The sequence below is a fragment of the uncultured Brevundimonas sp. genome (assembly GCF_947305955.1).
Lineage (GTDB): Bacteria > Pseudomonadota > Alphaproteobacteria > Caulobacterales > Caulobacteraceae > Brevundimonas.
Window position 1 is genome coordinate 1 of sequence record NZ_CAMZFB010000063.1, and the last position, 14,480, is coordinate 14,480.

16 protein-coding genes and 1 tRNA gene are annotated in these 14,480 nt (G+C 62.0%); 13 read left to right on the plus strand and 4 right to left on the minus strand.

Annotated features, from left to right (window positions below; all coding sequences use genetic code 11):
- Window positions 1-238 precede the first annotated feature (238 nt).
- From Q0Y42_RS12930 to Q0Y42_RS12950, 5 genes are all read left to right on the plus strand, one after another.
- Window positions 239-1,555 (plus strand): hemolysin family protein, encoded by a 1,317-nt coding sequence (locus tag Q0Y42_RS12930; RefSeq protein WP_297804439.1) that lies wholly within the window; start codon window positions 239-241, stop codon window positions 1,553-1,555.
- Window positions 1,556-1,619: 64 nt separating this feature from the next.
- Window positions 1,620-1,916, plus strand: coding sequence for an ABC transporter transmembrane domain-containing protein (locus Q0Y42_RS12935; RefSeq protein ID WP_297804441.1), 297 nt, complete (start codon window positions 1,620-1,622; stop codon window positions 1,914-1,916).
- A gap of 66 nt (window positions 1,917-1,982) precedes the next feature.
- Window positions 1,983-2,771: an ATP-binding cassette domain-containing protein gene (locus Q0Y42_RS12940; protein WP_297804443.1), complete on the plus strand. Its 789-nt coding sequence runs from the start codon at window positions 1,983-1,985 to the stop codon at window positions 2,769-2,771.
- Complete coding sequence (locus tag Q0Y42_RS12945) at window positions 2,761-3,153, plus strand: biotin/lipoyl-binding protein (RefSeq protein ID WP_297804446.1); 393 nt, start codon at window positions 2,761-2,763, stop codon at window positions 3,151-3,153. The genes Q0Y42_RS12940 and Q0Y42_RS12945 overlap by 11 nt, the downstream gene beginning before the upstream one ends.
- A gap of 80 nt (window positions 3,154-3,233) precedes the next feature.
- Window positions 3,234-3,896, plus strand: a complete 663-nt coding sequence (locus Q0Y42_RS12950; protein WP_297804449.1) for an HlyD family type I secretion periplasmic adaptor subunit — start codon at window positions 3,234-3,236, stop codon at window positions 3,894-3,896.
- A gap of 247 nt (window positions 3,897-4,143) precedes the next feature.
- Here Q0Y42_RS12950 and Q0Y42_RS12955 read toward each other — a convergent pair whose 3' ends face one another.
- Both Q0Y42_RS12955 and cydD read right to left on the minus strand, forming a co-directional pair.
- Window positions 4,144-5,832, minus strand: a complete 1,689-nt coding sequence (locus Q0Y42_RS12955) for an ATP-binding cassette domain-containing protein (RefSeq protein WP_297804452.1) — start codon at window positions 5,830-5,832, stop codon at window positions 4,144-4,146.
- Window positions 5,829-7,463, minus strand: a complete 1,635-nt coding sequence (gene cydD, locus Q0Y42_RS12960) for a thiol reductant ABC exporter subunit CydD (RefSeq protein ID WP_297804455.1) — start codon at window positions 7,461-7,463, stop codon at window positions 5,829-5,831. Before cydD ends, Q0Y42_RS12955 begins: the two co-directional genes overlap by 4 nt.
- Window positions 7,464-7,634: 171 nt before the next feature.
- Between cydD and Q0Y42_RS12965 the strand changes: the two genes are divergently transcribed.
- The 4 genes from Q0Y42_RS12965 to Q0Y42_RS12980 all read left to right on the plus strand — a co-directional run bounded on the left by Q0Y42_RS12965 (window position 7,635) and on the right by Q0Y42_RS12980 (window position 11,338).
- A complete protein-coding gene (locus Q0Y42_RS12965; RefSeq protein ID WP_297804482.1) occupies window positions 7,635-9,203 on the plus strand; it encodes a cytochrome ubiquinol oxidase subunit I in 1,569 nt (522 codons plus the stop codon).
- Window positions 9,204-9,209: 6 nt separating this feature from the next.
- On the plus strand, window positions 9,210-10,358 hold the full coding sequence (gene cydB / locus Q0Y42_RS12970) for a cytochrome d ubiquinol oxidase subunit II (RefSeq protein WP_297804458.1): 1,149 nt from the start codon (window positions 9,210-9,212) through the stop codon (window positions 10,356-10,358).
- A gap of 20 nt (window positions 10,359-10,378) precedes the next feature.
- On the plus strand, window positions 10,379-10,498 hold the full coding sequence (gene cydX / locus Q0Y42_RS12975) for a cytochrome bd-I oxidase subunit CydX (protein ID WP_292050670.1): 120 nt from the start codon (window positions 10,379-10,381) through the stop codon (window positions 10,496-10,498).
- 186 nt (window positions 10,499-10,684) lie between these two features.
- Window positions 10,685-11,338, plus strand: coding sequence for an OmpW family outer membrane protein (locus tag Q0Y42_RS12980; RefSeq protein ID WP_297804463.1), 654 nt, complete (start codon window positions 10,685-10,687; stop codon window positions 11,336-11,338).
- Between the two features lie 61 nt (window positions 11,339-11,399).
- Here the strand turns inward: Q0Y42_RS12980 and Q0Y42_RS12985 are convergent, their stop codons facing one another.
- On the minus strand, window positions 11,400-12,140 hold the full coding sequence (locus Q0Y42_RS12985; RefSeq protein WP_297804467.1) for a helix-turn-helix domain-containing protein: 741 nt from the start codon (window positions 12,138-12,140) through the stop codon (window positions 11,400-11,402).
- An 84-nt stretch (window positions 12,141-12,224) separates the two neighbouring features.
- Window positions 12,225-12,668 carry a hypothetical protein gene (locus Q0Y42_RS12990; protein ID WP_297804470.1) on the minus strand — a complete coding sequence of 148 codons (444 nt, stop codon included), beginning with the start codon at window positions 12,666-12,668 and terminating at the stop codon, window positions 12,225-12,227.
- Window positions 12,669-12,774: 106 nt separating this feature from the next.
- On the opposite strand from Q0Y42_RS12990, the gene Q0Y42_RS12995 reads away from it, so the two are divergent.
- The 4 genes from Q0Y42_RS12995 to nusG all read left to right on the plus strand — a co-directional run bounded on the left by Q0Y42_RS12995 (window position 12,775) and on the right by nusG (window position 14,460).
- Window positions 12,775-13,302 (plus strand): pyridoxamine 5'-phosphate oxidase family protein, encoded by a 528-nt coding sequence (locus Q0Y42_RS12995; protein WP_297804473.1) that lies wholly within the window; start codon window positions 12,775-12,777, stop codon window positions 13,300-13,302.
- A gap of 137 nt (window positions 13,303-13,439) precedes the next feature.
- Window positions 13,440-13,515 (plus strand) — tRNA-Trp (locus Q0Y42_RS13000).
- A gap of 70 nt (window positions 13,516-13,585) precedes the next feature.
- Window positions 13,586-13,882, plus strand: a complete 297-nt coding sequence (gene secE, locus Q0Y42_RS13005; RefSeq protein ID WP_297804478.1) for a preprotein translocase subunit SecE — start codon at window positions 13,586-13,588, stop codon at window positions 13,880-13,882.
- A gap of 14 nt (window positions 13,883-13,896) precedes the next feature.
- Window positions 13,897-14,460, plus strand: coding sequence for a transcription termination/antitermination protein NusG (gene nusG / locus Q0Y42_RS13010; RefSeq protein WP_242914309.1), 564 nt, complete (start codon window positions 13,897-13,899; stop codon window positions 14,458-14,460).
- Window positions 14,461-14,480: the final 20 nt, after the last annotated feature.

A 14,480-nucleotide genomic window follows, 5' to 3' on the forward strand; every position in this document is an offset into this window, starting at 1 on the left:
CCGGCGTCGTTTCGAAGATCGTCGAGTAATCGACACTTTGATCCGACCCTGACGGTTTACCGTCAGTGACGACAAAATAGAGAAGCCCTCCGGAGCAATCCGGAGGGCTTTTTTGTGCATTGAGGTGTAATAATGCCTAAATGTCTAAAGCGCCGTACTGGCGAAGCCGCCGTTTGCCCCCTAAGATAAAAGGGCGGATGCCGTAGGTTGCGCCGCGTTTTGGGCTCTACCCCTTTCGATGTTGACCATCGCTATCGTCGTTGTGCTGCTTCTTGTGGTGCTGAACGGCATGTTCGCTATGACCGAGCTTGCGGTCGTTTCGTCCAAAAAATCCAAACTCCACGCTCGCGCTGAACGCGGTGATCGGGGAGCCCTCGCAGCCCTCAAGCTATCCGAAGAACCGACCCAGTTCCTGTCGGCGGTTCAAGTCGGCATCACCCTTATCGGTATTTTGGCCGGTGCATACGGTCAGGCCAGCATTGCCGGCGAGTTCGGTCGCCTGCTCCAAGCGTACGTTCCTGCGCTTGCTCCTTATTCCCACATTCTCTCGACCGCTATCGTGGTCGTGTTCATCACCTACTTCTCGTTGATCATCGGCGAGCTGGTTCCCAAGCGTCTGGCGCTGATTTTTCCGGAAACCATTGCCTCCAAGATGGCAGGGCCGATTTCAACCCTTGCCCTGGTGATGAAGCCGTTCGTGCTTCTGCTCACGGCTTCGACGTCGGGCATCCTTAAACTGATGGGCGTCAAGGACCGTGACGGTTCGGACGTCACCCAGGAAGAGGTGGAGAGCATGATCGCCGAGGGGACCTCGGCGGGCCTTATCGAGCCGGAAGAGCAGGAGATGATCGAAGAGATCCTGACGCTGGGCGACCGTGCCGTCCGCGTGGCCATGACCCCGCGCCACGAGGTGTACTGGATCTCTCTGAGCGACAGCGAAGAGACCCTGCGCAAGGAAATCCGCGATTGCGGCTATTCGCGCATCGTTGTGGCGCGCGAGAATGACATCGATAGCCCCCTGGGCGTGGTCCATAAGAAGGACGTGCTGGATGCCCTGCTGGACACCGGCAAGATCGACGTAGAGCCGCTTATCAACGAGCCGGCCTTCATTCCCCAGTCGACTTCGGTTCTGAAGGCTCTGGAGATCCTCAAGACCTCGCGCGTTCACATGGCCTTTGTCGTGGACGAGTACGGCAGCTTCGAAGGTGTTGTCACTGCCACTGACCTTCTCGAGATGATCGCGGGGGACTTCAACGAGGACCACGATGTTGAGGAAGCGGCGGTCCGTCGCCGCGAGGACGGCAGCTGGATCGTTGACGGCCAGATCGACCTCGAAGAGCTTGAAGAAGCGCTCGGCGAAGAGTTCGGCGAGCATGAAGGCTTCCACACCGTCGCCGGTCTAGTTCTTCACCACCTCTCCCGTCTGCCGGAGGAGGGCGAGGTGCTCCAACTGGGTCGCTTTGATGTCGAGGTCATCGACATGGATGACCGTCGCATCGACAAGCTTCTATTCAAAAACCGAGTGCCGGAAGAGCCCGAAAACCGGTCTGAGTGACACGTCGGTCTGCCAGATTTTGAACACATAGAGGGTCCAACCATGCCGTGGTTGGGCCCTTTTAATGCGGAACACCATCCTGATGGAAAGCGTGCTGCGGGCCGAGGACATCAAGAACCTTCAGGCCGAGACGCAGTTCCGCCACCGCTGGAACCAGGTGAATGACATCACCTCGCGCATCAGTGTGAAGCAGCGCGGCATCACCCACGGCCTTCAAATCTGGAGCGCGACGATCCAGCAGCTGGCCTATGTCGGCGTGGTCACCATGGGCGTCTATCTGATGTTCGGACAGCAGATTTCCTTTGGTGCCATTCTGGCCTGTTCGATCCTGACCAGCCGTGCCATCGCCCCGATTTCTTAGGTCGCCCTGATCCTTGGCCGCCTTCAGGGGGCGAAGGTCAGCAAGGAAGGTCTGGACCGTCTGCTGATGCTGCCGACCGATCAGCTTGGCGACGGCCAACTGCGTAATGCCGAGATCAAGGGGCACTATCGCCTTGAGGGTGTGCGCTTCACCTATGATCCGGAACTGCCGGTGTCGATGACGGTCGACCGTCTGGAAATCCAGCCGGGCGAGCGCATCGGCATTATCGGCAAGATCGGTGCGGGCAAGTCGACCCTGCTGCGTCTGCTGGCCGGCGCGTCCGATCCGCAGGCCGGCAGCATCCTGTTGGATAATGCCAATATACAGGCCTATGCGCCGTTTGACCTGAGACAGGCGATCGGGCCAGTGCTTCAGGACTCGGCCCTGTTCTTCGGCACGCTGAAGGAAAACATCAAACTCGGCTCGCCCGCCGCGACCGACGACGAGATCAAGGCGCTGTTGACGGAGCTGGGCTCGGCAAAGCTGCTGTTGTCGCAACCTGCGGGGCTGAACCTTGTCATCCGCGAAGGCGGGCAGGGGCTATCATCGGGCCAGCGTCAGGCTGTGCTGATGGCGCGTGCTCTGTTGCGCAAGCCGCGCATCCTTATTCTGGACGAGCCGACCGCGCCGTTTGACGATGTGACCGAGCGCGACTTCCTGCAACGACTGGACAAATGGCTGGGCGACCGGACGTTGATCGTATCGACGCACCGCTCCGCAGTGACCGATCTGGTCAACCGCCTGATCGTGGTCGATCAGGGACGCATCATTCTCGATGGGCCGAAGAGCGAGGTCATCGCGGCCCTGTCCAAACCGGCTGCACAAAAGGGCAAGGAGCAAGGCCGTGTCGGGTAAAATCATAGATCTGCCCAAAGGCGGCGCGACCCGCTCCCGCATCATTGTCTGGATCGTGGCGCTGGCCTTTGTCGTCCTGACGGTGTGGGCGTCGTTCGCCCAGATTGACGAAGTGGCCGTGGGTCAGGGGAAGGTGATCCCTTCCTCGCGAAGCATGATCATCCAGACCTTTGATCCCGGGACCCTCAAGGAACTCAAGGTCAAGGAAGGCGATGTGGTCGAACGCGACCAGCATCTGGTGACCCTGGACCCCGTTCAGGCGGAATCGCTGGTGGGCGAGGCGGATTCCCGCATCGATTCCCTGCAAGCACGGGCGGCGCGCCTTGAGGCCGAGACGCGCGGTGCCTCGCAGTTGATCGTGCCGGGGAACAGGCGGCGCTGACCACCAACCAGCGCGCCTTCCGCGACAATATCGCCAGCCTGGAACGCGAACTGGGGCTGGCACGCGAAGAGCTGGCCACGGTGGAGCCCTATCTGGAATCCGGCGCGGCCAACCCGCTGGAAGTCCTGAAAATCCGTCAGAAGATCGCCGAACTAACCACCCGTATCAGCGCGACCCGCAGCCAGTATCAGGTGGGCATCCGCGAGGAATACAGTCAGACCATCTCAGAGTTGGAGCCGCTTCAGGACGTCCGCACCAGCCGTGTGGACCAGCTGAACCGCACCATCATCCGCTCGCCTGCGCGGGGCGTGGTCAATGATCTGCGCGTCACGACCATTGGCGGCGTGGTGCCTGCCGGTGGTGCGCTGATGGAGATTGTGCCGCTGAACGACACCCTGCTGGTCGAAACGCGCATCAGCCCGCGCGACGTGGCCTTCATCCATCCGGGACAGTCCGCCAATGTGAAGATCACGGCTTTTGACTCGTCGATCTACGGCAAACTTCCGGCGGTGGTGGAACGTATCTCGGCGGACTCGCTGACCGACGAGAACGACAAGCGCGTGCAGTACTATCGTGTCTATGTCCGGACCCGTAACGCCTATGTCCAGACCAAGAACGGTCGCCGTCTGCCGATCATCCCCGGCATGGTGGCCGAAACGGAAGTGAATACCGGACGCCGCACGATCATGAGCTATCTGCTGAAGCCGCTGAACAAGGCGCGTGAGGCTCTGCGCGAACGCTAGGCACCGGAAACAAGAAGGCCACGCGGCATGACGCCCGCGTGGCCTTTAGTCAGGGAGGTGGTTCCGCCTTGGCGGGATCAGCGGTCGGTCGGCAGGTTGCTCCAGACCGACACGAAACCGAGCACCATCATGAACAGGGCGAAGGCACCCATGATGGGGAAAACGACGAAGGCGTTGAACGAGGCCATGTGCAAATCTCCTTTGCACTGACCGTAAGGTTACGCCGTCCCGATTGCCTTGAGATAGATCAAACAGCAACGCTCTGCGAACGTACGGTTTGGAGGCGTGGGCCTTCAAGCGCGCGTACCTTGACCGCCCCGTCGGTGGTTATGCCTTCGACGGCGGCGTGGTCGTGACAGATCGTCAGCGGGGCAGGGCGGTGGCTGATCAGGATCAGCCCCTGACCCGACAGGGCCAGACGTTTCCGCAGCCTGTCGATGACCAAGCGTTCGGTCGCTGCATCCAGACCTTCGGTCGGTTCGTCCATGACGAGGAAGGGCGCGTTGCGAAGATAGGCGCGGGCCAGCCCCAGTCGACGACGCTCACCACCCGACAGGACCTGACCATTCTCGCCCACGGGCATTTTCAGGCCGTGGGGCGAGTTGCGGACGCGGTCGGCGAGGCAGGCCTGATCCAGCGCCTCCCACAGTTCGTCGTCGGTAGCCTTGGGGGCGGCCAGTCTAAGGTTCTCGGCGACCGTGCCATTGATGAAATGCGGCTGCTGGGGCGCATAGGCGAAGATGGCCCGCGCCTGTTTGGGCGACAGGTCCGCCAGATCATGGCCGCCGATGCGGATTGATCCGGCGGGGGAGGGGCGCAGTTTCATCAACTGCTCCACAAGGGTGGTCTTGCCGGTGCCCGATGCGCCGTGGATGCCAAGGCGGCTGCGGGTCCGCAGGGCGAACAGCCCCTGTATGTCGATATGGGGCAGGATGGGCGCACCGTCCGCCACGGCAGGGGCAGGTTCCAGCAGGGCGTCGAGGCGTTCGGTGGCGTGGGCGACCTCGCTGTTTTGGCCGATGGCCGCCACCAGAGTGCCGCAGGCATCCAGCGTCGCAATGGCGCCCAGCAGCGCCAAGGCCAGCAGCGGGGGCGTACTGTGGGCACCCGTCAACACCACCGCGCCGACGGCCAGTGCCATCGCAAGTGTCTGAAGCGTCATCAGCCACGATATACCCACCGTCAGGGTGCGACGCGCGGCCATATAGGGCTGCGCGGCCTCTACCAGTTGGTCACAGGCCCAGTGCGTCATGCCATAGGCCCGCAGTTCGGGCGCGGCGGCGCTCAGGCTGCCGATCTTGTCCTTGAAGGCACCGGCGGTGGTTCTCAAGGTCGGTCCGGCCTGTTGCGTGACCTTGCGAGCCAGCAGGACCGATGCGACGATGAACAGGCCGCTGACGGTGGCGACGGCCAGTGCCACGGTCCAGCCCGTGAAGGCGCACAGGGCGATGCCCGCGCCGATACCGGCCCCTGCGCCCCATGGCGCAGACAGGCGGACAAAGCGGTTCTGGACGGCGTCCACATCCTGCATCAGACGGGCCGAGGCCTCGCCACGGCTGAGCGACAGGCTCTTTTGCGGGCGGGCCTTGGTGATTTCTGCAAACAGGGCGGGACGGATGGCGGCAAGGGCATTCAGCGCGGCATCATGGCCCGTAACGCGCTCGCCATAACGGGCGGCGGTCCGCACGATGGCCAGCAGCCGGATCATCGCGCTGGGGATCATGTAGTTGAAGGCCTTGGCAACCAGCGGCCCCGCCAGTCCGGCAATGGCCGAGGCGGTCAGGAACCATGCCGACAGCCCCAACAGGATGACAGCGGCCATGGACACGAGGGCGGCACAGACACTGGCGGCGACCAGCCGTCCGGCCTGCGCCTTGGTTTGGGCGGCGATCAGGGCGCGCATCGGGTTCTGCGTCGGAAGCTGGAGATCGCTCATAGGGTCACCACCTGATGCGCCAGCTTGGCGACCTGTTCGCTATGGGTTGCAATAAGGGTGGTGCGGCCTGCGATGGCCTGTCGCAGGATCGGCAGAAGGGCATCTTCGGAGGCGCGGTCCAGATGGGCGGTCGGCTCATCGAGGATGAGGATGGCAGAGGGCTTCAGAAAGGCGCGGGCGAGGCCAAGACGGCGACGCTCGCCGCCCGACAGACCGCCGCCGCGTTCATCGACCATCCGGCTCAGATCGCCTTTCAGGCCCGCCTTGACGGCGGCTTCCATGATCTGGCGCGTGGAGGCGGCGGGCCATGCGAGGCGGATGTTGTCCTCGATGGTGCCCGGAATGACCATCGGAGCCTGACCGGCATAGGCGATGGAGGGGACCAGATCGATATGTGGACCCAGTGGCGTCCCGTCGACCGTGATACGGCCGGCACTGATCGGGGCCAGCCCCATCAGGCTGTGCAACAGGCTGGACTTGCCCGAACCGCTCGGCCCCATCAGGGCGACGGTTTCGCCAATGTCGAGAGCCAGAGAGACGTTTTCGACCGCAGGAAGATTCTGGTCGTAGCGGATCGAAACATTCTCGAAACGGATGACGGGCGCGGCTTTGAGCTTTAGCGGCTGGGGGGCGACTTCGCTCGTGGCGTCCGAGAGGGCCTGAAGGCTGGGCACTGCCGAATCTGCCGCCTGCCGTTCGTGATAGGCCGCCGCCAGACGGCGCATGGGCTGATAGACCTCCGGTGCGAGGGCCAGCAGGAAGAAGGCCTTGCCCAGCGTCAGGCTGTCGGGCGCGGGGAAGGGCAGGATCTTCAGCAGATTGAAGCCGCAATAGACGGCCACCAGCGCCACCGACAGGGCCGAGAAGAACTCCAGAATGGCCGAGGACAGGAAGGCGACCTTGAGGACCTTGGACGTGCGCTGGGCCAACTGGGTCGAGGCGCGGGCGATGATGCCCGTCTGCTGCGTCTCGGCCTCAAACGTCAGGATGGCGGGCAGGGCGCGGATACGGTCCAGAAACAGACCGGACAGGCGCTCCATGGCCACAAACTGGCGACGGCTTTCCTTGGCCGCCGCCATGCCGGTCAGCGCCATGCCGAGGACAAAGGGGATCAGGGTGAACAGCAGGATTCCCGCCGCAAATGGGCTGACGACCGCAGCGGCGGCGATCAGGATCAGCGGGACAATGGCAGCGGCTGTGCGCGACGGGGCGAATTTGGCGAAATAGCCATCCAGAGCGTCGACCGCCTCGACAAAACCGGTCATGGCCGCGGCATCGGACAGACGACCGGACAGGACGGCGGGGGCCAGACGTTGGCGCAGTCCGTTTTTCACCTGCATGGCGACCTTGGCGGCGCGTCCGGCGGTGATCTGGGCCAGCGCCCCGCGCAGCAACAGTGCCGCCACGGACAGTCCCGCACCGGGGGCGACGGCGGCCAGCATGGATAAGCCTTCGCCAACGGCATCCACCGCCGATCCCATGGCCCAACCCAGTCCGGCGGCAAAGGCCACTGCCGGAACAGCATCGGCCATGGTCAGGACAGACACCGTGGCAACGGGGCGTTTCCAGTCCGCTGTGGCGGTCTTCAGCCAGCGCGCGGTGGCGCGGCTGTCGGGCAGGGTATCGGTCATTCTTGTCCTGACGGCTGGCTTGGCAACCGGGGGCTACGGGATCGTGCGGATTTATACGGTACGCGCGCGTAGGTTGGCTTTGATCAAGATCAAGGCGAGTATTGCAACATTAAGCTACCGTGTCGCCAATGCCGACAGTCCAATGTCGGCGGTCAGGAGCCTTTAGTCATGATCGACCTTGCGGTCGTAGACCTATCGCGCCTTCAGTTCGCACTGACGGCGCTATACCACTTTCTATTCGTGCCTCTCACGTTGGGGCTGTCCTTCATGCTGGTCATCATGGAGTCGATCTATGTGATGACCCGCCGCCCGATCTGGCGGACGATTACCCGTTTCTGGGGCACGCTGTTCGGCATCAACTTCGTACTGGGTGTCGCCACGGGTATCACCATGGAGTTCCAGTTCGGCATGAACTGGTCCTACTACTCCCACTATGTGGGTGACATCTTCGGAGCCCCGCTGGCGATTGAGGGCCTGATGGCCTTCTTCCTTGAAGCCACCTTTGTGGGCCTGATGTTCTTTGGCTGGGACAAGCTGAAGCCGCACGCCCACCTGTTCGTCACCTTCATGGTGGCGCTGGGTACGAACCTGTCGGCTCTGTGGATCCTGATCGCCAACGGCTGGATGCAAAATCCGGTCGGTTCGGCCTTCAACCCCGACACCATGCGTATGGAAGTCGTGGACTTCATGGCCGTGCTGTTCAATCCGGTGGCACAGGCGAAGTTCGTTCACACGGTCTCGGCCGGTTATGTGATCGCCTCGGTCTTCGTGCTGGGCGTTTCGGCCATCTATCTGCTGAAGGGCAAGCACAAGGGGTTTGCCAAGCGTTCGATGACGGTAGCGGCAGCCTTCGGTCTGGCCTCGTCGCTGTCGGTCGTCGTGCTGGGCGATGAGTCGGGCTATGCCCTGACCGATAACCAGAAGATGAAGCTCGCCGCCCTCGAGGCCATGTGGCACACCGAGGAAGCCCCCGCAGGCCTGACGGCCATCGGTTTCCCGAGCCTGAAGGACCGCCAGACCCACTATGAGGTCAAGGTTCCTTATGTGCTGGGCCTGATCGCCACCCGCAGTGTGGACAAGCCCGTTGCCGGTATCCTCGAACTGGTCGCCATCTCGGAAGACCGTATCGAGCGCGGTGTTGTTGCCTATGACCAGCTGGAAAAGATCAAGGCCGATCCGACCGATCTGGTCGCCCGTGGCGAGTTTGAAAAGGTCCGCAACGATTTGGGCTATGGCCTGCTGCTGAAGCGTTTCGTTGAAGATCCGCGCATGGCCACGCCCGCGCAGATCAAGGAAGCGGCATGGTTCACCGTTCCGAACGTGCCGGTGATGTTCTGGTCGTTCCGCGCGATGGCGGGCATCGGCTTCCTGATGATCGGCCTGTTCGCGACGGCCTTCGTGCTGTGCACCCTGCGCAAGCACGAGACCAAGTGGTTCCTGCGTCTGGCCGTTCTGGCCATTCCGCTGCCGTGGATCGCCGCCGAGTTCGGCTGGGTTCTGGCCGAAGTCGGTCGCCAGCCGTGGGCTGTTGAAGGCGTCCTGCCGACCTTCCTCGGGGCCTCCAGCCTGACGGTGCCGCAACTGTGGGCCACCATTGTCGGCTTTACCGTTCTTTATGGTGCGCTGGCCGTGGTGGAAGTCGGCCTGATCGTCCGCACCATCAAGAAGGGCCCGTTCCACGAACAGGAACAGCAGGCTCTGTATGACGGCGAAGACGCCGTGGCGGGCCAAGAAGGATAATCGAAGATGGAACTGCTTCTCGATTTTGCCACGCTTCGCGTGATCTGGTGGGCATTGGTCGGCATTCTGCTGATCGCCTTTGCCCTGACTGACGGGTTCGATCTCGGTGTCGGTGCCCTGCTGCCATTCGTCGCCAAGACGGACGAGGAGCGCCGCATGGTGATCAACACCGTGGGCGCGACGTGGGAAGGGAACCAGGTTTGGTTCATCCTTGGCGGTGGTGCGATCTTCGCTGCATGGCCGTTCGTCTATGCCGTCAGCTTCTCGGGCTTCTATCTGGCCATGTTCCTGGTGCTGTCGGCGCTGATCCTGCGTCCGGTCAGCTTCAAATACCGCTCCAAGCGCCCCGAGGCCAAATGGCGCTCGTTCTGGGACTGGTGTCTGTTCATCGGCGGCTTTGTTCCGGCGCTGGTGTTCGGTGTGGCCATGGGCAATGTCCTGTCGGGTGCGCCCTTCCGCCTCGATAACACCATGCGCGCCTTCTATGAGGGCAATCTGCTGGGCCTGTTCACGCCGTTCACCCTGGTTTGCGGCCTGCTGTCAGTGACCATGCTGGTGCTGCACGGCGCGGCATGGCTGGGCCTGAAAGCCGAGCGCGGTCCGGTTCAGGATCGTGCCCGCAAGATCGCCGTCGTTTCGGGTCTGCTGGGTATCGTCCTGTTCGCCGTCGGTGGTCTGTTCATCGCCTTCGGTGACATGGGATTCCGCTATGCCGGCGAGGTTGACATCAACGGTGCCTCCAACCCGCTGCGTACGGCCATGGTCGCCGCGCCGGGCGCATGGCTGGACAACTATGGCAAATATCCGTGGATGATGATCGCTCCGGCTCTGGGCTTCATCGGTATCGTCATGGCCCTGATCGGCCTGATGCGCCGCAATGAAGTTCTGGCCTTCGGTGGTTCTTCGGCCTCGGCGCTGGGTATCATCTCGACCGTGGGGGCTTCGATGTTTCCCTTCATCCTGCCTTCGACGGCGGACGCAAACTCCAGCCTGACGGTCTGGAATGCCTCATCCAGCCATCTGACCCTGTTCATCATGCTGATCTGCGTGGTGATCTTCCTGCCGCTGATCCTGATCTATACGGCGTGGGTCTATAAGGTGCTGTTCGGGCGCTCGACGACCACGGCACTCAAGACCAACCCCGATTTGTACTGAGCCAAAGAGGAGAGACTCTGATGTGGTATTTCGCCTGGGTACTCGGCCTCGGACTGGCCGTCGCCTTCGGGGTGTTGAACGGGCTGTGGCACGAGTTCCGCCTGTTCGACGAGGGGGATGAGGGCCGCTCCGAACCCTGACCTTCGGACGGACCTTTTGGAAAGCCCTTCCCGACTTCGGTCGGGGAGGGTTCTTCTTTGTCTGTTTCAAAACAAAATCAAATAGTTGAGCCAGATCAAAGCCCTCTGATCGAGTCCGATGCATGCTGTTTTCAGACATCGGAACCCGTCTCCTTCCCGGCGGGTGATGTATTGAGGACGACGTCTATGAAAACCTCTGCTGCTTTACTGGCTGCCGCTTCGGTTCTGTGTGTCGCAGGTGCGGCCTCGGCACAGGCTCCGGCCCCCGAACAGGTGGGCAAGGGCACGCTGATCGTGACCGCCCGCATGACGGGTGTTCTGCCGCAGGCCGATGATGCGATCACCGATGCGGCGGGCGCGGCCTCGGGCCTGCATGTCGATGTGTCCGACGACTGGATGCCGACGCTGGGCTTTACCTATTTCGTCTCGGACCACTGGGCGGTCGAAGGCATCCTCGGGGCCACCCAGCACGAGGTGAAGGCCAAGGGCGCAGGCACCGATGTGGCCGTGCATGAGACATGGGTCCTGCCGCCGGTGGTGACGGCCCAGTACCACCCGGCCCCTAACGCCCGCATCAGCCCCTATGTCGGTGCCGGTGTCAGCTACATGGCGTTCTTCGAGGGCAAGGACAAAAACGGCTTTACCGTCGATGTCGATGACGGCTTTGGCGTCGCGCTTCAGGCGGGCGCGAACGTGAACCTGTCGGGTCCGTGGACGCTGAACGTCGATGCCAAGAAGGTCTGGTTCGATACCGACGCCAGCATCAACGGTGGCGCGTTACAATCCAACGTCAGCCTTGACCCGTGGGTGGTTTCGGTCGGCGTAGGCCGTAAGTTCTAAGGCATGAAAAAGGGCACCCGCCGCATGACGGGTGCCCTGATCCTTTGGACGGGAAATGGATTTAAGCCGCGCCCTCGGCTAAGGCGCGCAGACGGTCGGGATCGGTGATCTCAATATCGTTCGCGGGCAGGAGCCGAATTAGGCCCGAGGTCTTGAGCTGGGTCATGACGCGGCTGACGGTTTCGATGGTCAGGCCAAGATAGTCGGCGATGTCCAGACGGGTCATCGGCAGGACGACATGGTGCTGTTCACCGCCCAGTTGCTGCTGGCGCTCGCCCAGACGGATCAGGAAGCTGGCCAGACGCTCTTTGGCGGTCTTGCGGCCCAGAAGGACGATCTGTTCCTGCGCAGCCATCAGTTCGTCACCGGCCAGCGACACCAGACGGTGCTCCAGTGCGGGCATGGCGTTGAGCAGTTGGTCGAAGTCGCCACGCTTGAACCGGCAGGCCTGCAGCGGGGTGAGGGCCTCGGCCGTAACGGTGGACAGGCCACGGCTGCCCAGACCAAGGAAATCGCCTTGGAACAGGAAGCCGGTGATCTGGCGGCGGCCATCGGGCAGCAGGCGGTACAGTTTCACCGCGCCCTCGACCACGTTGAAGACGAAAGGATTGGGATCGCCTTCGTGGAACAGGGCCTGACCAGCTTCGACAGCGACAGTTTCGCTGTTGCAGGCCATGTGCTGCAGTTCGTGACCCTTAAGGTCGGCACACACGCCCAAGGGGCGCGCGCCGCAGTTGGCGCAAGGGTGGACGTCTTCCAGCGCGATATCGCTCGGCTCGGTCAGGTGCGTGTCAGGTTTCAAAACAGATCTCCGAGCGCGCTACAGGGGCACGAGCGTCACTATAGGTGTCTTTAGGCAGATAATCGAAGCGATTCAGCGAAGTCTCTAGAGCGAAGGCTGTGCAAGGCCATAGGGCCGATTGTCCGAGCCTGGCCATTCAGGGAGGATTCGCAGGGCTGCCCGCATAGAGCAGGCCAGCTGGTGCAGCTCGTTCTCCAGAGCCTCGCGCACCAAGGGGCGAACGCCCATTTCGCGCACGACGAATTGTCCGGCCCAGACGGTTTCGCCATGTTCCAGATCCGGCTGTCGCCACCAGCAGACAAAGCCGAGGGTACCGCCGCGCTGGTTACGAGCAACCAGAATGCCGCGCCCGTCGGGGTCTGCCCGCCAGTCACAGAGGAAGTTTTCCCAGCGGTCCATCTGCAGATCCGGCTTGGCCCATAACGCCAGACTGAAAGCCGCAGACGCGTCGTCCGGTCCCAGCGGCTTGATGATCAATCCGGACGAGATAGGGGCGGGCGCAGGGGATTTCGGCGACAGTGAAGGCATGAGACCATATGAAGCAGCCTCTGTCTTTTCACCTTGATTTGGATCAAGGGTCAGCCAACCCTGATGTGGCAGGGGTGCCGAGTAAGTCTGAAGCGGGAGAAAACCTATGGCGCAATCCAACATCGAGCCGATTCACGGTCGGGCCGCGCTGGCGATTCTCAAGCTTCTGGACCGGCAGAGCCTGATGACGCTGGCGGTGAACCGTCCGGACGGCCGCCCGCATGCGGCGACGCTGGGCTATATGAATGACGGGCTGAACCTGTATTTCATTACGGCCAAGGATAGCGAGAAGGCCTCCAATATCGCGGCTGATCCGCGCGTCGGTGTGGCCATCCGTGGCGATGCCGAGGAAGGGGAGGCCGTGGGCGTTTCCATCGATGGTCGCGCCGCCGTCCTGACCGACATGGCTGAAATCGAACACGTCATGGGTTTGATTCTAGCCCGCGCGCCCGAGATTTCGCCCTGGGCACCGGGGCCGGGCAAGTCGGTGGTCGTGAAGGTGATTCCCGAAACAATCGAAGCGGTTGCTGTGATCGACAGCCGCAGCCACGCACAAACCTATAAGATCGGCGATCCCGACGCTGTCGTGGCCGAAGTCGCCTATGAGCCGAGCGCTGTTGCGCGACTTTTCTGAAAAAATCGGGGGTTAATCGCAACTTGTGCGGTTTGGCCTCTTGAAATGACCGAGAGGCTCGGGCATACGGCGCCCTCTGGCGAGGGTCGCGCTGCCGGATTATATCTTTCAGCGCGAAGATCTTTGTCCGGGACACTAGGAGTTTAGCTCAGCTGGTAGAGCATCGGTCTCCAAAACCGAGGGTCGTGGGTTCGAGTCCCTCAACTCCTGCCATTCCCCCTGTTGCAATCGCCCGGGACTTCCCATGTGATGCAACAGGATCCAGAGATTGAAGAGACGTCACATGGCCAAGGCGAAGACCCCGCGCGGCCGCCGCAACACGGCGACCCAGACTGCAGCAGCCCAAGGCGCCGCTACGGTTAGCGTGGACGCCCCGTCGCCCAAGAAGAAGACCTCTATCCCGCAGTTCATCAGTGAAGTGCGCGCAGAGGCTCGCAAGATCACCTGGCCGTCGCGTAAGGAAACCTGGATCACCTCGGTGATGGTTTTCATCATGGTGGTGATCGCATCGATCTTCTTCTGGGTCGTTGACTTCTTCCTCACCATCGGTTCGAAATTCATTCTCAGCTTCGGCGGATAACAGGAAACGCGCACATGAGCGACGCAGCGGCCAATCCCCGCCACAAATGGTATATCGTCCACGCCTACTCGAACTTCGAAAAGAAGGTCGCCGAGTACCTGCGTGACCAAGCCAAGCAACAAGGCCTGGAAGACAACTTCTCCGAAATCCTGGTTCCGACCGAGGATGTCGTCGAGATCCGTCGCGGCCGTAAGGTCAACTCCGAGCGTAAATTCTTCCCGGGCTATGTGCTGGTGAAGATGGAGATGACCGACCAAGCCTATCACCTGGTCAAGAACACCCCGAAGGTCACCGGCTTCCTCGGTGCCGCTGGTGGCACCAAGCCGCTGCCGGTTTCGGAACGTGAGGTCCAGAACATCATCGGTGCCGTGGAAGAGGGCGTCGAGCGTCCGAAGCCCACCATCCACTTCGACATCGGCGAAAAGATCAAGGTCACCGACGGTCCGTTCGCCAGCTTCGACGGTACGGTCGAAAGCGTTGACGAGGAAAACACCCGTCTGCGTGTTACCGTTTCGATCTTCGGTCGCGCGACCCCGGTCGATCTGGAATACAACCAGGTGGAAAAAGTCGGCGAATAAGCCGACCCATCCGGTTCAAG